Source organism: Microbacterium sp. ZOR0019, assembly GCF_000800925.1.
GTDB classification, from domain to species: Bacteria; Actinomycetota; Actinomycetes; order Actinomycetales; family Microbacteriaceae; genus Microbacterium; species Microbacterium aurugineum.
Genome location: NZ_JRKC01000027.1, coordinates 17,227 through 35,039 on the forward strand (window position 1 = coordinate 17,227; position 17,813 = coordinate 35,039).

Annotated in this window: 17 protein-coding genes and 1 tRNA gene; 11 read left to right on the forward strand and 7 right to left on the reverse strand. The window is 67.3% G+C overall.

What is annotated here, in order from left to right; genetic code table 11:
* The first annotated feature begins 54 nt into the window (after window positions 1–54).
* The gene (locus L978_RS07775) at window positions 55–966 is read left to right on the forward strand and encodes a sugar-binding transcriptional regulator (RefSeq protein ID WP_047522046.1); all 912 of its coding nucleotides are present in this window, start codon (window positions 55–57) and stop codon (window positions 964–966) included.
* A gap of 52 nt (window positions 967–1,018) precedes the next feature.
* Here L978_RS07775 and L978_RS07780 read toward each other — a convergent pair whose 3' ends face one another.
* Window positions 1,019–2,029, reverse strand: a complete 1,011-nt coding sequence (locus L978_RS07780) for an NAD(P)-dependent oxidoreductase (protein WP_052193416.1) — start codon at window positions 2,027–2,029, stop codon at window positions 1,019–1,021.
* A 21-nt stretch (window positions 2,030–2,050) separates the two neighbouring features.
* The gene (locus tag L978_RS07785; RefSeq protein WP_052193418.1) at window positions 2,051–3,595 is read right to left on the reverse strand and encodes an FGGY family carbohydrate kinase; all 1,545 of its coding nucleotides are present in this window, start codon (window positions 3,593–3,595) and stop codon (window positions 2,051–2,053) included.
* A gap of 227 nt (window positions 3,596–3,822) precedes the next feature.
* Between L978_RS07785 and L978_RS07790 the strand changes: the two genes are divergently transcribed.
* On the forward strand, window positions 3,823–4,692 hold the full coding sequence (locus L978_RS07790) for a GNAT family N-acetyltransferase (protein ID WP_231555024.1): 870 nt from the start codon (window positions 3,823–3,825) through the stop codon (window positions 4,690–4,692).
* Between the two features lie 63 nt (window positions 4,693–4,755).
* On the opposite strand, the gene L978_RS07795 is transcribed toward L978_RS07790, so the two are convergent.
* Entirely contained in the window at window positions 4,756–5,304 is a 549-nt protein-coding gene (locus tag L978_RS07795; RefSeq protein WP_047522048.1) for a hypothetical protein, read from the reverse strand.
* A 609-nt stretch (window positions 5,305–5,913) separates the two neighbouring features.
* Here L978_RS07795 and L978_RS18330 point away from each other — a divergent pair.
* Window positions 5,914–6,444 carry a DUF2087 domain-containing protein gene (locus L978_RS18330; protein ID WP_052193417.1) on the forward strand — a complete coding sequence of 177 codons (531 nt, stop codon included), beginning with the start codon at window positions 5,914–5,916 and terminating at the stop codon, window positions 6,442–6,444.
* A gap of 175 nt (window positions 6,445–6,619) precedes the next feature.
* Here the strand turns inward: L978_RS18330 and L978_RS07810 are convergent.
* Window positions 6,620–6,702, reverse strand: a tRNA-Leu gene (locus tag L978_RS07810).
* 145 nt (window positions 6,703–6,847) lie between these two features.
* Here L978_RS07810 and L978_RS07815 point away from each other — a divergent pair.
* The 7 genes from L978_RS07815 to pknB are packed head-to-tail and all read left to right on the forward strand — an operon-like array spanning window position 6,848 to window position 15,697.
* The gene (locus tag L978_RS07815) at window positions 6,848–7,573 is read left to right on the forward strand and encodes an FhaA domain-containing protein (RefSeq protein ID WP_047522052.1); all 726 of its coding nucleotides are present in this window, start codon (window positions 6,848–6,850) and stop codon (window positions 7,571–7,573) included.
* A complete protein-coding gene (locus tag L978_RS07820) occupies window positions 7,570–8,085 on the forward strand; it encodes an FHA domain-containing protein FhaB/FipA (RefSeq protein WP_047522054.1) in 516 nt (171 codons plus the stop codon). The genes L978_RS07815 and L978_RS07820 overlap by 4 nt, the downstream gene beginning before the upstream one ends.
* A 7-nt stretch (window positions 8,086–8,092) precedes the next feature.
* On the forward strand, window positions 8,093–9,397 hold the full coding sequence (locus L978_RS07825; protein WP_047522056.1) for a PP2C family protein-serine/threonine phosphatase: 1,305 nt from the start codon (window positions 8,093–8,095) through the stop codon (window positions 9,395–9,397).
* Window positions 9,394–10,779 (forward strand): FtsW/RodA/SpoVE family cell cycle protein, encoded by a 1,386-nt coding sequence (locus L978_RS07830; RefSeq protein WP_047522058.1) that lies wholly within the window; start codon window positions 9,394–9,396, stop codon window positions 10,777–10,779. Before L978_RS07825 ends, L978_RS07830 begins: the two co-directional genes overlap by 4 nt.
* On the forward strand, window positions 10,776–12,230 hold the full coding sequence (locus tag L978_RS07835; protein WP_047522060.1) for a penicillin-binding transpeptidase domain-containing protein: 1,455 nt from the start codon (window positions 10,776–10,778) through the stop codon (window positions 12,228–12,230). The genes L978_RS07830 and L978_RS07835 overlap by 4 nt, the downstream gene beginning before the upstream one ends.
* Entirely contained in the window at window positions 12,227–13,960 is a 1,734-nt protein-coding gene (locus L978_RS07840; RefSeq protein ID WP_047522061.1) for a protein kinase domain-containing protein, read from the forward strand. The genes L978_RS07835 and L978_RS07840 overlap by 4 nt, the downstream gene beginning before the upstream one ends.
* A gap of 45 nt (window positions 13,961–14,005) precedes the next feature.
* Window positions 14,006–15,697 carry a Stk1 family PASTA domain-containing Ser/Thr kinase gene (pknB, locus tag L978_RS07845; RefSeq protein WP_047522067.1) on the forward strand — a complete coding sequence of 564 codons (1,692 nt, stop codon included), beginning with the start codon at window positions 14,006–14,008 and terminating at the stop codon, window positions 15,695–15,697.
* 29 nt (window positions 15,698–15,726) lie between these two features.
* On the opposite strand, the gene L978_RS07850 is transcribed toward pknB, so the two are convergent.
* The 3 genes from L978_RS07850 to L978_RS07860 are packed head-to-tail and all read right to left on the reverse strand — an operon-like array spanning window position 15,727 to window position 17,334.
* Window positions 15,727–16,359 (reverse strand): anthranilate synthase component II, encoded by a 633-nt coding sequence (locus tag L978_RS07850; RefSeq protein WP_047522069.1) that lies wholly within the window; start codon window positions 16,357–16,359, stop codon window positions 15,727–15,729.
* Window positions 16,356–16,511: a hypothetical protein gene (locus L978_RS18920; protein WP_047522071.1), complete on the reverse strand. Its 156-nt coding sequence runs from the start codon at window positions 16,509–16,511 to the stop codon at window positions 16,356–16,358. Before L978_RS18920 ends, L978_RS07850 begins: the two co-directional genes overlap by 4 nt.
* 28 nt (window positions 16,512–16,539) lie before the next feature.
* Window positions 16,540–17,334: a class E sortase gene (locus L978_RS07860; RefSeq protein ID WP_047522073.1), complete on the reverse strand. Its 795-nt coding sequence runs from the start codon at window positions 17,332–17,334 to the stop codon at window positions 16,540–16,542.
* Window positions 17,335–17,425: 91 nt separating this feature from the next.
* Between L978_RS07860 and L978_RS07865 the strand changes: the two genes are divergently transcribed.
* Window positions 17,426–17,665, forward strand: a complete 240-nt coding sequence (locus L978_RS07865; RefSeq protein ID WP_047522075.1) for a cell division protein CrgA — start codon at window positions 17,426–17,428, stop codon at window positions 17,663–17,665.
* The last annotated feature ends 148 nt before the right edge of the window (window positions 17,666–17,813 follow it).

Sequence of the window (17,813 nt, forward strand, 5' to 3'; positions counted from 1 at the left end):
TGTCAAGCAGAGTCGGACGGCCGCCGTCCCGAGCGCCATGGGAGGATGTTCAGCATGCTGATGGGTCGCGTGGCGCGGATGTACTACGAACTGGGGCTCACGCACCAGGAGATCGCCGACGCCCTCGGGCTATCGCGCGTCCGAGTGACGAGGCTGCTCGCCGAAGCCCGCGAGTCGGGCATGGTCGAGATCATCGTCCACGTCGAGGAGTCCCTCTTCGCCGCCGAGGAGCAGGCTCTGCTAAACCGTTTCGGGCTGCGGCAGGCCTGGATCGCCCCGAGTGTGGATGATCCCGCGAAGGCCTCTCGCGCAATGGCGACGGTCGGCGCCGAGGCCCTCGCGAGCGTCATCGAGAAGGACACCACGGTTGCCATGGGACTCTCCACGGCGGTCGCCGCGGTCGTCGATGCCTTCCCCGCCCGCCCGCTCGGAGCGCGCTTCGTGCCACTCACCGGTTCCAGCAGCGGCCTCGCGAACGGCGCCAACCCCCACGAGCTCACTTTGGAGCTGGCACGTCGAACCGACGGCTCCGCCTTCCACCTCCCGGCCCCACTCGTCGCCGCGACACCGCAGGCCGCGGAGAGCGCCTATGCCGACCCCGGAGTGCGTGACGTGCTCGCTCGAGCGACTAAAGCGAGCACTCTGATCGTGGGCATCGGGAGCACGCAGGACAGCCGCGGCCTGCTCTACGGCTCATTGAGCGATGAAGAGCGCGCCGAACTTCACGTCGCCGGCGCAATCGGCGACATCGGCGGACGCTTCTTCGATGCCACCGGAGCAGCCGTCCGCGGCGAGCTCGACTCGCGCGTCGTCGGACTCGACCTCGATCACCTTCGTGCAATCCCGCACCGACTCGCGATCGCGTCGGGCGCGGCGAAGCTGGATGCCGTCCGGACCGCCCTCGCCAGCGGCATGGTGAACATGCTGGTGACCGACTCGAACACCGTCACGGCGCTCCTGGGCTGAGCGCCGAGGGGCGGACCGTGCATCGCGCGATCCGCCCTACCGCCCGGGCGCCTCAGCCGACGGCGGCGAGCGCTTTCTCGTTCGCCGTACCGGGCACGCGCTGGCCGTTGAGCCAACCCCGCAGAGCTGCCGCAGCGATGCGCGAATGCTCGACGATGACGTCGTCCGAGGCACCCGCGATGTGCGGCGTCATCGTGACGTTGCTCAAGGTGAACAGCTCATGGTCGCGCGGGAGCGGCTCCTGGTAGAAGACGTCGAAGCCGGCACCCGCGATGCGACCCTCACGGAGGACGGTCATCAGCGCCTGCTCGTCGATGATCGCGGCGCGACCGGCGTTGATCAGGTAGGCGTCAGGTCGGAGGAGGGCGAGCTCGCGCTCGCCGAGCAAACCCTCAGTCTCGGGCATCAGCGGCACGTGCACCGTCACGATGTCCGACGTCGAGAGCACTTCATCCAGAGGCACCACACTGGCTTCGTCCCCGAACGCGTCCGGCGCGAGGAAGGGATCGTAGACCTTGACCGTCATGCCGAAGCCGCGAGCGCGGGCGACCATGCGGCGACCGACGGCCCCACCGCCGAGCACGCCCAGAGTGCGCCCATCGAGTCCGATCGAGCGGAAGATCTCGTAAGGTTCGAAGACGTCGGCCTCGGTCCAGTTTCCGGCACGCAACCAGCGCTCCGACTCGCTCACCTTGCGGACGGTGGCGAGCAGCAGCGCGAAACTCAGATCCGCTGTGACGCCGGCGTTGCGCCCGGGGGTGGTGAAGACGGGGATGCCGCGGGCGGTGCACGCGTCGAGGTCGACGTTCGCCGGTTTGGCGCGGCACGAGACCACGGCCTTGAGCTCGGGAGCCTTCACGAGGGCGGCCTCGTCGACGACATCGAGCTCGGCGATCACGACATCCGCCTCGGCGAGTGCGTCATCGACGCCGCGGGCGGCGAGCGATCCACCGTCCATCGTGGGGTCGATCAACGTGACGTCGAAGACGACAGCGAGGGATTCGGCGACGGCGGCGTCGAACGGAGCGGTGATGAGCACCTTCGGGCGGGGCTGTTCAGTCATGTGTCTTCTTTCAGGGGGTGATCAGTGGGTCGGGGATCCCGACGAGGCTGCCGACCCGGCATGTTCGCGCAGTCGACGCAGGCCCGGCCAGTGCGGACGCAGAGCGTCTCGAGTCGTGATGAACAGCGTGTAGGCATCTTCGTAGAGCGCCACTCGCAAGGGATCGGGCCGGAAGGTCGTGGTCGATGGCCGCAGATGCTGCGCCGCATCGCGAAGGTCATCGGCGAGGGCGACCGCGGCCATCGCGATCATGGCGACCCCACGCGCTCCGACCTCGGGCTCGTCCTGGCGCACGATGTCGCGAGCGGTCACATCCGCGAGGATGGCGCAGAGCAGATCGGATTCGGAGCCTCCGCCGCAGACGAGCAGAGGTCCTTCGATACCCAGGGCTTCCGTGGACTCGCGCAGGCTGAAGGCGAGCCCTTCATACACACTGCGAAGCAGCTGCGCAGCCGTCGTGGTCACGCTCATCCCGAGCCACGACGCGGAGGCGTCGGGGGCGAAGAATGGAGCGCGTTCCCCGCTCGGAGCGCCGTATGGGAGGTAGAGCACGCCACCGCTGCCCGGCGGGACCGCGACAGCCTGCTTCTCCACGACGACCCAGTCCTCGTCGCCGAGGCCGAGTGTCGCGCGCACCCAGTCGAGATTGGGCGTGCCGGTCATCGGCGCCATCGACTCCAGCACCTGGGCTCCGCGACCGGTGGCGAGCACGATGCTCGAATCGCTGCGCACCTCCGCGCGCGAGGCGTGATTGATCCCCACGAGACCTGTCGTGCCGAGGATGGCGTAGCCACGGCCGTCATCGAGCACGCCCAGCCCCACGCCGGCGGCGGCCGTGTCGACCATTCCGACCACGACCGGAAGACCTTCGGGCAATCCAAGCGCAGCGGCGACGCGTGGTTCGACCGTGCCGGCGATGCTCTGAGGGTCGAGCACCTCCGGCAGGTGGTCGCGAATGCTCTCGTGCCCCAGGGCGACGAAGAGCTCGTCGGAGTATGCTCCCGTAGCGGTGTCGAGGTAGGTGCGCGATGCCTCGCTGGGATCAGTCGCACGACGCCCGGTGAGCTTGAAGCGCAGCCAATCTTTGCAGTTCAGCTGGGTGGCGATCCGGTCGCGAAGGGCCGGATCGGCGGACAGGAGTTCGTCCAAGAGTATCGGCAGCGCTCCCGCGAAGAGGGGAGATCCGGTCGCGGCGTGCACGGCCGCCGCGCGACCGTCGTCCAGCCAGTCGTCGAGTCGGGCGTGGGCGCGTCCGTCGAGCCAGAGCGCGGCGGGAGCGGCTGGACGCCCATCAGCCTCGACGAGCCAGGCGCCGTCTCCCTGTCCGGTGACGCCGAGCGCGACGATCTCCGCGTCGCCGATCTCATCGACGACCGCGGCGATGGTGCTGGTGGCCGCATTCCAGATCGCGGCCATGTCTGCTTCCGCACTTCCGTCGTCGGCACGGTGGACGTGAACGCTCGAACGCGAGACGCTCGCTATACGGCCATCGAGATCGAACGCGACGGTCTTCACGGATGTCGTTCCAGCATCGACGCCGAGGATGATGCGAGTGCGGCTCTGCACACTGAACTCCGAACAATGGTGCGGACAGATGATCGAATGTTCAGTATAGCTCGCGGCCCCTCGAGTGCAATATCGACTTCGGGACTTCCCGATCGACGTGAGGATGAGAGGCTCGAACGGGGCGACCCCGACCAGGAGGATGACCATGACCCGCGAACTCGTCGACACCGGATTCATCACCGCCGACCGCGTCCTCGTCGATCCTGCGTCGGCGACACGAGGTGACTGTGGGTGAAGTGAAGATCGAAGCGGTCGATCCGCAGGACGACGCTCGACTCCTCCGATGGAACGCTCTCCTGTGCGAAGGCTACGCGAGCGGCCGTCGGCACGTGTGGTCCCGCAGCGACGATGCGACGCGACTGCAGTTCCAGAACCCGCATCCGACCCGCCGATCGGTGCTGTTGCTCGCAGACATCGACGGGGTCGCGGTCGGCGCGGCCGAAGCGCACGTGCACCCTGGCGATCCCGCCGAGGTCGAGATCGCTGTCCGCAATGATCACCGGCGGCGCGGGATCGGCCGGGCACTGCTCCGCGCCATGAGCGAAGCGCTGCGATCCTCGGCCACGGTGATCCGCGCCGAGACGTACTCCGATGACGGAGTCTCGTTCGCCTTGTCCGCTGGACTGAGGGTCGGCAGCCGCGAGAGCCGGCAGATCGTCAGCCTTCCGATATCCGAGGGAACGCTTGCCGACCAGGACGAACGTCCTGACGACATCGACATCCGCTCGTGGTCCGGGCCCTGTCCCGATGAGTTGCTCGAAGGGTGGGCGCGACTTCGATCACGCATGTCGGACGAGAGTCTGGCGCGTGCGGGCGAGGAAGCCGTCGGGTACACGGAGATCCTGCTCTCCCGCTCTGATCCCGAGGTCGTGCATCAGGACGACACCTTCGTCGAAGAGCGGGTTCGCGGTCGCGGCGTCGGACGCGCGTTGAAAGTCGCCAACGCCCGTCTGCTCATGGGCCTTCCGGAAAGTGCCGGATCACGGATCCTGCAGACCTACACCGAGCCGACGAACACACCGATGCTCACGCTCAATCGCTCCTTCGGCTTCGAGGAGGCGGATGTGCTGACCGTGCTCGACGGCCCGCTCGCCTGAGCGTGATGTCCGCCTCGTCGACCGCTGCAACCTGCTGACGCTCCGTGGGCTGCTCCGGATCCATCAACTTGCTCCGGAGCCAGAGACCAAGACTCGCGCCAAGACGATGCACCCGATGCTGACCGCGACCGCGACGAGAACGAGCACCGTCGTCAGCCGTAGTAGGGTCCGACGCGTCCATTCCGCGTTCCGCCACGAGACGAAGCCACCGACGAAAACCATCACGAGCGGAACCACAGCGGCGATGAACGCTGCCAGGAGTCCTGCCACTTGTTCGTCCGTCTCCACCCCGATTCCTGCGAAACCGAAGTACAACCATGCGATGGGCAACGTCAACACGCCCAGCACACCCGCGCTAACGGTGATAACGGCATGGCTTTTCGACGTGCGAGGCTGCGACGCGCTGAGCAAGGTACCTGCCGCCGCGAGCGCGAACCCGACAATGTATGGCCACGCCGCCAACGGGTTGATCCCGGAAAGCGCAAGAGAAGCTGTTCCGCCGAGCACGAGGTGCACGGAGACAAGGATGCACCCGATGAGCGCCGCGGTGGGGGCGGACTCCGAGACCATGGTCCCGCTTCCGCGGAGGTGTTCAGGTGAGGAGTCCATCATCGGCGTCCTCTCTGTCACTGGTCCGCCAATCGTCTCAGCGCATCCGAGAGCCTAGCGGCGGTAGCGCCACAGTGAACTGGTGTGACTTCCCCAACACCCCTTCCGCTGCTTTCTCAACTTTCGGCGCAACCATTCCCAGTTGGTGATGCGCGGACAAGTTCTCCTGCCACTCAGAGCCATCGTTCCAGGTACCTAATGCTCCTCCCGCAGGCACTCAACGGGTCGAGATTCATCCGTGGACGGCACTACTGCGCCATAGCGTGTTGCCACCGGGCGACGTGGCCCCGCCCTGTGGCCCGGTGAGAATCACCGAACGCCGGAGGGAGGGAAATGATGCTTGTTGCACCCAGGACTCCAAACCATCGTCGTTGCGGGGCTCGTCCATCAGGGCATCGGCGACGAGTATCGCGCTACATCGGAGTCCATCGTGTCGATGGCGGACTCGCTGATCATCGCGGCCACTGCGCCAGCAACGATGGTGCTCGGGGACGTGTGGGGGATCGAGTGGGCCATCGCCACGTCTTGCGTCCTCTATGGGATCGTCGTCGCGCTCGCGTACGTCGGCCCCATGCGAGTTCGCACGAAAGCGTCTGAGAGGGTTGGGGCATCATGAGTGACGTTCGCGCAATGCTGGCCTGCCTGGCTAACGAGGAAGTTGCCCGCTTGTTCGCCTCGGTCGTGCTCGCCAATGGACCAGAGCAAAGCCTCTCTCCCGCTCGCAAGGAGAAGGCCATGAAATCGCTCGTACAGAGCGGTCTCATCACTACTGATGATTCCGCTGCAGGCCGACTGAACGTCGTCGAGATCCGGGCGGCACTAGCAGCGCTACGGAGCGCAACGTCAGACGGCGCCTCGCCGTGGCTCGATGAGAACGGGCGCATCAAGCGGTTTCCTCGTCGCCCCGCCGAGCGAGCAGAGTTCCTCGAGGAACTCGGGGTACAGGTGGTCCGAACTCGCGAGCGAATCTCGGAATCCGAGCTGAACGACCGGCTTGCCTCGCTCACCGACGACATCCCGACATTGCGGCGATACCTCGTCGTGCACGGTGTTCTGGATCGCAGCGTTGATGGCTCAAGCTACTGGCGGGCAGCCACGGCCGCGCGCGTTGAGTCTGACTCTTCCGACCGCCGCGGTGTTTGAGGTGGGCATGGGGGAGACTTCATTCAACTAACTGTGCCGAGGACGGAAACGAGCTCGCCAGAGGAGCCGAAACGCCTGGTCAACCGACACAAAACGAAGCCGGCCCTGTTCCCTAAATGGAACCGGGCCGGTTTCGCAATCGGATCCGTCTAGTTTCCTAGATACACCCACAATGTGCGCGAGGGGGGACTTGAACCCCCACGTCCTTACGGACACTGGCACCTGAAGCCAGCGCGTCTACCATTCCGCCACTCGCGCGAGTGTCTCGTTCCGAAGAACTCAACTTCCCGAGGATATCACGCGATTTCACCCCCTGTTGCACACCCCGGAAGGCGTATCGGCGGCGTTCCCCCAGGACACCTGGCTACGATGTCCCTACCGGTCGGCATGCCAGAGGAGCCCAGTGGGACTACTTGACAGCTTTGAGAAGGGTCTCGAGCGCGCAGTTAACAGCGCGTTCGCGAAGACCTTCCGCAGCGGCATTCAGCCGGTGGAGATCGCTTCTGCGCTGCGGCGCGAAGCCGATACGAAGGCGGCGGTCGTGAGTCGCGACCGCATCATCGCGCCCAACAGCTACGTCGTGCGTCTGAGCGCCGACGATGCGGAGCGAATGCGCGGACTCGGCGGCGCCCTCACCGATGAACTGCTCGCGCTGCTGACGAAGCACGCCACCTCGCAGGGCTACAGTTTCGCCGGCCCGCTCTCGGTCAATCTCGAAGCCGACGAGAAGGTCGCCACCGGAACCGTGCGCGTGAACTCGGGCACGGTCGAAGGTCGCGTCAGCTGGCAGGCCGTGGTCGACGTCGACGGTCGCCGCCACGCGATCACCCGCGCCCGGACTGTCATCGGTCGCGGCTCGGATGCCGACATCACCATCGCGGATGCCGGTTCGAGCCGCAAGCACGTCGAGATCCTGTGGGACGGCGAGCGCGCCATGATGCGCGACCTCGGGTCCACCAACGGCACGAAGGTCAACGGCCAGAAGCTGCGCGAGGCCGCCCTCCCCACCGACACCACCATCACGATCGGACGCACCGACCTGGTGTTCCGCATCGTCCCCGTGGCCGCCCCGTCGCGCCCTGCGCCTCGCGGTGACGACGCCACCCGAGCGTTCGGAGCCCTCGGTTGAGTGAACTGATCCTCCTTCTCCTCCGCATCGGGTTCCTGGTCCTGATGTGGTTCTTCGTGTTCGGGGTCGTGTACTCGCTCCGCGCCGACCTGTTCGGGGTGCGCGTGCGCAAGCTCCCGGCCGAGGCGACTGCGGGAGCCCCCGCCCCCGCACCGACACCGGCGCCCACGTCGAAGCCGGCATCATCACGGCCGTCGACCGGTCCCGCCACAGTCGCGACGGCCAAGCGCCTCGTGATCACCTCAGGACCGAAGGCGGGGCTCGAGCTTCCGCTGAGCGCCGACTCCCTCACGATCGGTCGTTCCAGCGAGTCCGCCCTGGTGATCCGCGACGACTACACGTCCAGCCACCACGCCCGGCTCATGCTCCGCGGCGACGCCTGGGCGATCCAAGACCTCGACTCCACCAACGGCACCTACGTCGCGGGCCAGCGCGTGAGCGGATCGCCCGTCGCCCTCTCGCTCGGCACACCCATCAAGGTGGGCGCCACGACTTTCGAGCTGCGAGCCTGACGCCGGCATGGTCTTCGAAGGCTCGAGCGTCGCGATCTCCCACACCGGGAAGGTCCGCTCCAACAACCAGGACTCCGGATACTCCGGGGCGAACCTGTTCGTCGTCGCCGACGGCATGGGCGGCCACGCGGGCGGAGACGTCGCCTCGAGCATCGCGATCCAACGCCTGGAGCCCCTCGACCAGCCGTACGAGTCGACCGAGGACGCCCAGGCCTCGCTGCAGGCCGCTGCGACCACCGCGGCGGGCGACCTGATCCGCGCCGCGAAGGATCGCCCGGAACTGGCCGGCCTCGGCACCACCCTCAGCGCGATCATCATGGTCGACGAGTACGCGGTCATCGGCCACATCGGCGACTCCCGCATCTATCTGTACCGCGACGACGCACTCACGCAGATCACCGCAGACCACACGTTCGTGCAGCGCCTCGTCGACTCGGGCCGCATCACCCCGGAGGAGGCGCGCTACCACCCGCGTCGCTCGGTCCTCATGCGGGTGCTCAGCGACATGGACTCCGATCCCGAGCTCGACATGTTCGTCATGCACACGCAGCCCGGCGACCGCTGGCTGCTCTGCTCCGACGGACTCTCGGGCGTGGTCGACGAGCCCCACATCCTCAAGGCGATGCAGCTCGGCCTCGCCCCCGGTCGCACCGCAGACAACCTCCTCAAGCAGGCACTCGACGGGGGCGCCCCCGACAACGTCACGATCGTGCTGGTCGACGTGGGCGGACAGCATCCGATCCACTCGGGCACGCCCACGATCGTCGGCTCGGCGTCCAACCCCGACGGCGTCTACGTTCCCCCGGTGCGCCCTCCGCGCGGCAACTGGCTGCACCCGGTGCGTCAGGCCGCGAACGAACCGAGCCACTTCGAACCGGCCCCGGAGTACCTCGAGGAACTCATCGAAGAAGACCGTCGGCGCGCGAAGCGCCGACGTGTCGGATGGATCGCCGCCGCGCTCCTGGTCGTCGCGATGCTCGCCTTCACTGCGTTCGCTGCCTACAGCTGGACGCAGACGCGCTACTTCATCGGCGCCGACGAAGACAGCGTCGTGATCTTCCAGGGCGTGCAGCAGAACATCGGCCCGATCACCCTGTCGACACCGATCGAAGACACGGACATCCTCCTCGCCGACCTCCCGCCCTACCAGCGCGCTTCGGTCGAGCGCACCATCACCGCCCGCTCCCTGTCCGACGCCATGGCGATCGTCGACCGCCTCCGCACGGGCGCCGAAGCGAACGTCATCCCGCAGACCCCTCTGCCCACACCGATGCCCACACCGAGCGAGACGCCCGCCGGAGGTGAGGGATGAGCACCGACGTCCAGGCGGACACCACCGTCATCAAGGCCCTCAAGCGCCTCCGCATGCCCCAGACGCAACGCAATCGCGAGTTCTGGCTGCTGCTCTTCGCCTGCGCGATCAGCGGCGGCGCCCTGACGCTCGTGCAACTGGGCGCCCTGGGTGTGATCGACCCGATGATCCTCGCGATCGGCGGCGGCCTCGCCGCCCTCGCCTTCGCGCTCCACATCGTGCTGCGCTTCGTGGCCTCGGACGCCGACCCGTTCGTGGTCCCGATCGCCACGCTCCTCACCGGCCTCGGCATCGCGATGATCTACCGGATCGACATCGCGTTCAAGAACACCGGTTGGGACGCCTACTCCACCAAGCAGCTCGCATGGACGGCGATCTCACTCGCCGGCGCGATCGCGGTCGTGATCCTGCTGCGCAACTACCGGATCCTGTTCCGGTACACGTACATCTTCGGTCTGGCCGGAATCCTCCTCCTGCTGCTGCCGTTCGTCCCGGGGCTGCGGATCGCCGATGCCAACGCGGCCGTGTGGGTCTCGCTCGGCGGCATCTTCGCCTTCCAGCCCGGAGAGCTCGCCAAGATCTGCCTGGCGATCTTCTTCGCCGGGTACCTGGTGCGCACTCGCGAGAGTCTGACCTCGGTCGGCAAGCGGGTCCTCGGCATCACCTGGCCCCGCATGCGCGAGCTCGGGCCGGTCCTGGTGGTCTGGCTCATCTCGCTCGGCATCATCGTCTTCCAGCGTGACCTCGGCACCGGAACCCTGATCTTCGGGATGTTCGTCGCGATGCTCTACGTCGCGACCGGCAAGACGAGCTGGGTGCTCATCGGCCTCGGCCTGGTGGTCGCGGGCGTCGCACTCGCGACGCAGATCCTCAGCTACGTCCAGGGCCGCTTCACCAACTGGCTGTTCCTCTTCGATGCCGGCCGCGTCGACCCGGACGGCGCCGGCTACCAGCCGATGCAAGGTCTGTTCGGTCTCGCGCGCGGTGGACTCATCGGCACCGGATGGGGGCAGGGACGCCCCGAGGTCACTCCGCTCGCCCACAGCGACTACATCATCACAAGCCTGGGTGAAGAGCTCGGCCTGATCGGGCTGTTCGCGATTCTCTGCCTGTACATGGTGTTCGTCAGTCGGGGCATGCGCATCGGCCTCGCCGGCCAGGACGACTTCGGCAAGCTGCTCGCCACCGGGTTGTCGTTCACGATCGCGCTGCAGGTGTTCATCATGGTCGGCGGCGTCACCCGGCTCATCCCGCTGACCGGCCTCACCACGCCGTTCCTCGCCGCGGGCGGATCCTCGCTCGTGGCCAACTGGCTCATCGTCGCGCTGTTGCTGCGCATCTCCGACGGTGTCCGCCGCCAGCCGAGGGTGGTGATCGGATGACCAAGGAACTCCGACGACTCAGCATCCTGATGCTGTTCATGTTCATCGCCCTGTTCGCCGCGACGAGTTGGATCCAGGTCGTCGAGGCCGACAGCCTCGCCCAGAACAGCCACAACAAGCGCACCCGGCTCGACAGCTACGAGATCCAGCGCGGCGCGATCATCGTCGACGGCGCCACCATCGCCAACTCGGTGCCCAGCGACGACCAGTACCAGTTCCAGCGGGTCTACACGGATGCACCGATGTGGGAGCCGGTGACCGGCTACTTCAACGCGGCACTCGATTCACGCACGGGCATCGAGCAGGCGATGAACGCCGACCTCTCCGGCACCGGGGCGAACGCATTCCTCGGTGAGGTCGAGCGCATCCTCTCGGGCCAGCCGCAGCGCGGCTACAGCGTGGAGCTGTCGCTGAACACGGCAGCACAGAAGGCCGCTTTCGATGCACTGGGCGATCTCCAGGGTGCCGTCGTCGCGATCGAGCCGAAGACCGGCCGGATCCTCGCGATGGTCTCGAGCCCGGGGTTCGACACCAACCTGATGGCGACCCATGATGCGGACGCGGCGAACGCCACGTACGAGCAGCTCAAGGCGGACCCGTCGAAGCCGTTGTCGAACCGGGCCATCGCGGGCGACCTCAACCCTCCCGGCTCGACGTTCAAGGTCGTCGTCGCCGCGGCGGCCTACGCCAGCGGGGACTGGACCCCGACCTCGACCCTCCCCAACCCCGTGTCCTACACGCTCCCCGGATCCTCGAACCGGGTGTCCAACGCGTGGGGCGGAAAGTGCGGCCCGGGGACGACGGTCACGATCGCAGAGGCGATCCGACTCAGCTGCAACATCCCGATGGCGGAACTCGCGGTCGAGCTCGGCGACGACACGATCCGCGAGATGGCGGAGAAGCTCGGGTTCAACAAGTCCTTCGAGACACCGCTGGAGTCGACGCCGTCGAGCTACCCGCGGGCGCTCGACGACGCGCAGACCGCACTGACCGGATTCGGACAGGGACAGGTCACCGCGACGCCGCTCCAGATGGCGATGGTCTCGGCCGGCCTCGCCAACGATGGTGTCGTGATGAACCCGCGGATGGTGGATGCCGTCATCGGCAACGACCTCTCGGTCATCAAGGCTTTCGAGAACAGCGAGTTCGGCCAGGCGATGGATGCCGACGTGGCGAACGACGTCACCGCGGCGATGGTCGCGAGCGTCGCTACGGGCGCGGCCCAGGGTGCAAGAATAGACGGGATCGACGTGGCCGGTAAGACGGGCACCGCAGAGAACGGAAACAGGCCGCACACGTTGTGGTTCACCGGTTTCGCACCGGCGAACGACCCCGCGGTCGCAGTAGCGGTCGTCGTCGAAGACGGCGGCGGACAGGGACAATCAGGAAGTGGCGACACCATCGCCGCTCCGATTGCGAAGAAGGTCATAGAGGCGGTGCTGGGCAGATGAGGCCGACGCAGGGTGTGTCGTTCGGTGGTCGTTACGAGCTGCAGTCGCGTATCGCGATCGGTGGCATGGGCGAGGTGTGGGAAGCGACGGATCACGTCATCGGACGTACCGTCGCCATCAAGATCCTCAAGGACGAGTACATGGGGGACCCCGGGTTCCTCGAGCGCTTCCGGGCTGAGGCCCGGCATGCCGCCCTCGTCAACCACGAGGGCATCGCCAGCGTCTTCGACTACGGCGAGGAGAACGGCAGCGCCTACCTCGTCATGGAGCTCGTGCCCGGCGAGGCGCTCTCGACCGTGCTCGAACGCGACGGCGCGCTGAGCGCCGACAAGACGCTCGACATCGTCGCTCAGACGGCGTCCGCTCTGCAGGCGGCTCATGCGGCCGGCCTCGTCCACCGCGACATCAAGCCGGGAAACCTGCTCATCACGCCCGACGGCCGCGTCAAGATCACCGACTTCGGTATCGCGCGCATCGCCGACCAGGTCCCGCTCACCGCGACCGGCCAGGTCATGGGTACCGTGCAGTACCTGTCGCCCGAGCAGGCGTCGGGTCACCCGGCCTCTCCGGCGACCGACACCTATTCGCTCGGCATCGTCGCGTACGAGTGCCTGGCGGGCAAGCGTCCGTTCACGGGTGAGTCGCAGGTGGCCATCGCGATGGCGCAGATCAACGAGCAGCCTCCGCCGTTGCCGCCGACCGTTCCGATCCCGGTGCAGAACCTGGTCATGGCGATGATCGCCAAGAAGCCCAGCGACCGCCCGTCCTCTTCCGCGACGGTGGCGCGCGCCGCCCAGGCGCTGCGTCGCGGTGACCTGAACTCCGCGGCGATCGCCGTCCCGGCCATCGCGACCGGTGGCATCGCCGGGGACGACGACGCGACCCGGATGCTGACGGCTTCCGGCGACGACGGCACCACCCGCATCCTACCCACGACCGCTCAGCTCCCCACCGAGGAAGCCGCGGAGGAGGAGAAGAAGAAGAAGCGCAGCCCCTGGACCTGGCCGCTGATCGCGCTGATCGCGCTGCTGGTGATCGTCCTCGGCGGCACGGTGTGGGCGATGCTGGCGAATCAGCAGGGTGAGGCCGATCCCACCGGTTCGCCGACCCAGAGCTCCACCCCTCCGAACACACCGTCGGAGTCTCCGACGCCCGAGGTGACACGCGTCAACGTGACCGCGTTGAACCTCGTCGGCATGGATTGCGCAACGGCGACGTCGACACTCACCGAGGCCGGTTTCGGCAGCATCACCTGCCCGGAGGGCGACCCGGCACCCACCGACGCCGAGGTCGGCAAGGTCTACGACGTCTCCCCCCGCGGGAACGTCGAGACCACGGAGGCGATCACGCTCACGATCTACGCCGGTCGTGCCGCCCTGCCGACCCCGACCGACGCTCCCACCATCACCGGCGACCCGATCGCCGGCAGCACCGTGACGATCGCCTGGGGAACCGGCTTCACGTGCCCCAGCGGTACGACGCTCTCGGGCTACGTGGTCTCCCTCCAGAACGGCACCTTCGTGTCGGGCGGCCCGAACTTCCAGCCCACGCAGCGGAACACCCAGGTGAAGGTCGCGGATGCCGTGGGCCAGCAGCTCATCGTCACGTACCAGGGGTTGTGCTCCGGTGGCGACCAGCGCACGTCGGCCGCATCTCCGCCGCTCTCGGTCCCGATCACCGCGGCGCCCGACCCGGGCGACGGTGATGAGGGCGGAGATTCCGCCGAGTAATCTGTAGTTCAGTGCCGTAGCAGTCGTTTTCCAGGGGGGTAGTACGTGTCCACAGAGCCACAAGTCATCGCGGGACGTTACCGCGTCGACGAGCTCATCGGGCATGGCGGTATGGCCAAGGTCTACCGCGGCTATGACCTCACCCTCGGACGCGAGGTCGCGATCAAGATCCTCGACCCCGAACTGGCCCGCGACACCACGTTCCGCACACGCTTCCGCCTGGAGGCGCAGGCGGCATCGAGGATGTCTCACCCCTCGATCGTTCGCGTGTACGACGCCGGGGATCCGTCCGCGACCGACTCCTCGTCCGACGAGCCGCCGTACATCGTGATGGAACTCGTCAAGGGCACCCTCCTCAAGGACATCATCTCCGCGGGCCCCGTCCCGGTGGAGGACGCGGTCCGCTACGTCGACGGCATCCTCGAAGCTCTGGACTATTCGCACCGAGCAGGAGTCGTCCACCGCGACATCAAGCCGGGCAACGTGATGGTGACCGACAAGGGTCAGGTCAAGGTGATGGACTTCGGTATCGCCCGAGCCGTCTCCGACTCGTCGTCCACCGTGGCCGAGACCACCCAGATCATCGGGACCGCCGCCTACTTCTCGCCGGAGCAGGCCAAGGGCGAGCCCGTCGACGCGCGTGCCGACCTCTACTCGACCGGCGTCGTCCTGTACGAGTTGCTCACGGGACGCCAGCCGTTCCGCGGAGAGTCGCCGGTGGCGGTCGCCTACCAGCACGTCAGCGAGACACCGGTCCCGCCGACCGAGGTGAACGAAGACGCCCCCGGCGCCCTCGACCCGATCGTCCTCCGTGCCCTCGCGAAGGATCCTTACCAGCGCTACCCGGATGCCGCGCACTTCCGCGCCGCCCTGGACGCCGCCGTCGCCGGAGACGCACCGACGCGCAAGCAGCTCGGCGCGCTCACCAGCGAGCTGTACGGCCCGAGCCCGCGACAGGCACAGGAGACGGCTCGATCCCTGCGCCAGCTCAGCTCCGACACCACGATGACCCGCACCCAGTCCGGCCCTCCGGTGGCGTGGATCTGGGCGGGGGTCGCCCTCCTCGCGGTGCTGCTGGCGTCCGTGCTGTTCTGGGTCGTCACGATCAGCATGCGACCGCCCGAGGTGCCCAGCACTTCGCGCATCATCCCGAACCTCGAGAACGTCTCCGCGGAGCGCGCACAGGATGAGCTGGCGAAACTAGACCTGACCTCGAAGATCGTGATCGAGTCGAGTCCCGAGATCAGCGAAGGCAACGTCATCCGCACCGACCCCGAAGCCGGCGTCTCGGTGGTGGAGGGCACCACGGTGACCCTCCACGTGTCCTCCGGCGTCGAGACGGTCACCGTCCCGAAGATCGAGGGCATGGGATTGGACGACGCCACGAAGGCGTTGACGGCGGCGGGCCTCGAACTCGGTACCGTGGTCCAGCGCAACGACAAGGCCTTGGCCGAGGGCACCGTCATCTCCGCCAGTGAGAAGGCCGAGACCGAAGTTTCTCCGGGAACAGTGGTGAACCTGGTTGTGGCGAGCGGGAAGGTCACGCTGAGCGATGTCGTCGGCTGGACCGTCGACGCCGCCACGACGAACCTCACCGACCTCGGTCTCAACCCGGTGGCGGTGGAAGACGCGGAGTGTCCCGCCACCGACCCGACGACCGTGAATTCGATGTCGTCGGCTCCGGGCGATGTCCCGGTCGGCTCCACCGTCGAACTGCGGTACTGCAGCGGCAGCTGATCGGGTTCCGAGGCGTCGGCGCGCCGACCTCAGCGTGAGAGCGGGTGCAGGCGCTCCGATCGGGCGACAGCGCTCGTCGCACCGCACAGCTCCAGCCAGTTCGCCAGAAGCCGGTAGCCGCCTTCGGTCAGCACGCTCTCGGGGTGGAACTGCACGCCGTACAGCGGCAGCTCGCGGTGTGCGAGCCCCATCACGGTGCCGTCCTCGGTCCATGCGGTGACCGTGACGTCCGGAGGAAGGTCGGCCTCCGCGAGCGTCAACGAGTGATAGCGGCCGGCGGAGAACGGTGAGGGGATGCCGGCGAACAGTGCGGAACCGTCATGCGTGACGGCGGAGACCATCCCGTGCATGAGCTCCGGCGCCGCGCTGACCACCGTGCCGAGGGCTTCGCCGATCGTCTGGTGTCCCAGGCACACGCCGAGCGTCGGCACTCGGAGCCGCGCGGCGATACGCACCGCCGCGATCGACGCCCCAGCGTCGGCCGGTGCTCCGGGACCCGGCGAGAGCAGCAGGGCGTCGTGCGAGAGGAGCATCGACTCGAGGGCGTCGGACTCCAGGGAATCGGACTCGACCATCAGGGTCTCCGCCCCCAGTTCGTGCAAATAGCCGACGAGGGTGTGCACGAAGCTGTCGTGGTTGTCGACCACGAGCACTCGGGTCATTCGACGTCGACCTCGCCGGGGGCGACGATCGGGCTCACCCACGGGAAGACGTACCAGAACAGGCCGTACAGGACGGCGGCGATGACGACGACCAGGATGAGCACGCGCAGCCACCACGGGCCGGGCAGCAGGCGCCAGAGTGCGGCGTACATCAGTCTTCTCCCTCGTGGATGTGCATGGTCACACCGACGGTGCGGCCGGCGGAGGCGGCGGGTCGGTCAGGGCCTGGGGAGGCCCCTCGGCGCGAGGCTGGAAGCTCTCGAACACCCCGTAGGCGACGATGCGCTCGGCGAGCGAGTACAGCGGGGAACAGGCGGTGAGCGTGATGTACTGCTCTCCGGTCTGCTGCTCGGGCATCTGCGGCACGTCGGCGAGCACGTCGGTCTGGGTCGGCTTGACGTACTCCAGCGTCCGGAAGCGGTAGGTGTACCAGCCGTCGGGCGTCTCGACGACGATCGCGTCGTTCAGCTGCAGCTTGTCGAGCTGGTTGAAGGGCTTGCCCCATGTCGTGCGGTGCCCGGCCATCGAGAAATTCCCGACCTCGCCCGGCATCTTGGAGTCGGTGTAGACGCCGATCCCCTTCTGGTCGAGGGTGCGTGCACGGGATGTGCCCCCGTAGATCCCGAAGTTGTAGTCGGCGCCGAATCGTGGGATGTGCATCTGCCCGAACCACTCCGCGTCGGCGGGCGCCGCCGGCACCGGCGGGACGTAGGCCGTGGTGCCGTCCTCCGCCTCGACGACCGGGGGCAGCGCGGGGGGTTCGGCCTGCGCGAGCTCCTTCGAGATCTCCGCGCCCTCTTCGTTCTTCTGCGCACTGATGATGATGTCGCCGATCCACATCTGCCAGGCCACGAACAGCAGGACGATGACTCCTGCGGTCAGCAGCAGCTCGCCGAGCACACTCGCGAACGTCGCGCGAGACCGTGGTCTCGCGCGACGCGGGCGTCGCCCCCCAGGCACGACGGAAGCAGTCATGGCGCGATCATATCCGGGATCGCTGAACGCATGCCGGTGATCGAGCGATGTGGGCTCGGCAGCTCATGGGTGTCCCGGGTACAATGACGGCATGGCACGAGACCGCAAGACCGAAGAACCCGCCGTCGAGCGCGCCGAAGGCGAAGCCGCTCCCAACGCCGTCTGGTTCAAGCCGGTGATGATCGGCTTCATGCTGCTCGGTCTCGCCTGGATCCTGGTCTTCTACATCTCGGGTATGCAGTTCCCGATCCCGGGACTGGACAACTGGAACCTGGCGATCGGTCTCGGCATCGCGCTGATCGGTTTCCTGATGACCACGCGCTGGCGCTGACGCCCCCAACTTTCGACGAAGGCCCCCTCGCATCGCGAGGGGGCCTTCGTCATGTCCGGAGCGAAAGGCGACCTGTGCCGCAAGGGGCGGCGTTGTTCCCGGAGCGAGCATCGGGAGGGACCCGCGAAGCGGGAGGGCACCCGTTCTG

Excerpts from the sequence above, each read along its gene's own strand:
- L978_RS07840 (WP_047522061.1), top strand. The coding sequence starts at position 12,227 with ATGAGGCCGACGCAGGGTGTGTCGTTCGGTGGTCGTTACGAGCTGCAG.
- L978_RS07835 (WP_047522060.1), top strand. The coding sequence starts at position 10,776 with ATGACCAAGGAACTCCGACGACTCAGCATCCTGATGCTGTTCATGTTC.
- L978_RS07795 (WP_047522048.1), bottom strand. The coding sequence starts at position 5,304 with ATGATGGACTCCTCACCTGAACACCTCCGCGGAAGCGGGACCATGGTC.
- L978_RS07830 (WP_047522058.1), top strand. The coding sequence starts at position 9,394 with ATGAGCACCGACGTCCAGGCGGACACCACCGTCATCAAGGCCCTCAAG.
- L978_RS07860 (WP_047522073.1), bottom strand. The coding sequence starts at position 17,334 with ATGACTGCTTCCGTCGTGCCTGGGGGGCGACGCCCGCGTCGCGCGAGA.
- L978_RS07850 (WP_047522069.1), bottom strand. The coding sequence starts at position 16,359 with ATGACCCGAGTGCTCGTGGTCGACAACCACGACAGCTTCGTGCACACC.
- L978_RS18330 (WP_052193417.1), top strand. The coding sequence starts at position 5,914 with ATGAGTGACGTTCGCGCAATGCTGGCCTGCCTGGCTAACGAGGAAGTT.
- L978_RS07780 (WP_052193416.1), bottom strand. The coding sequence starts at position 2,029 with ATGACTGAACAGCCCCGCCCGAAGGTGCTCATCACCGCTCCGTTCGAC.
- L978_RS18920 (WP_047522071.1), bottom strand. The coding sequence starts at position 16,511 with ATGTACGCCGCACTCTGGCGCCTGCTGCCCGGCCCGTGGTGGCTGCGC.
- L978_RS07865 (WP_047522075.1), top strand. The coding sequence starts at position 17,426 with ATGGCACGAGACCGCAAGACCGAAGAACCCGCCGTCGAGCGCGCCGAA.
- L978_RS07775 (WP_047522046.1), top strand. The coding sequence starts at position 55 with ATGCTGATGGGTCGCGTGGCGCGGATGTACTACGAACTGGGGCTCACG.
- L978_RS07825 (WP_047522056.1), top strand. The coding sequence starts at position 8,093 with ATGGTCTTCGAAGGCTCGAGCGTCGCGATCTCCCACACCGGGAAGGTC.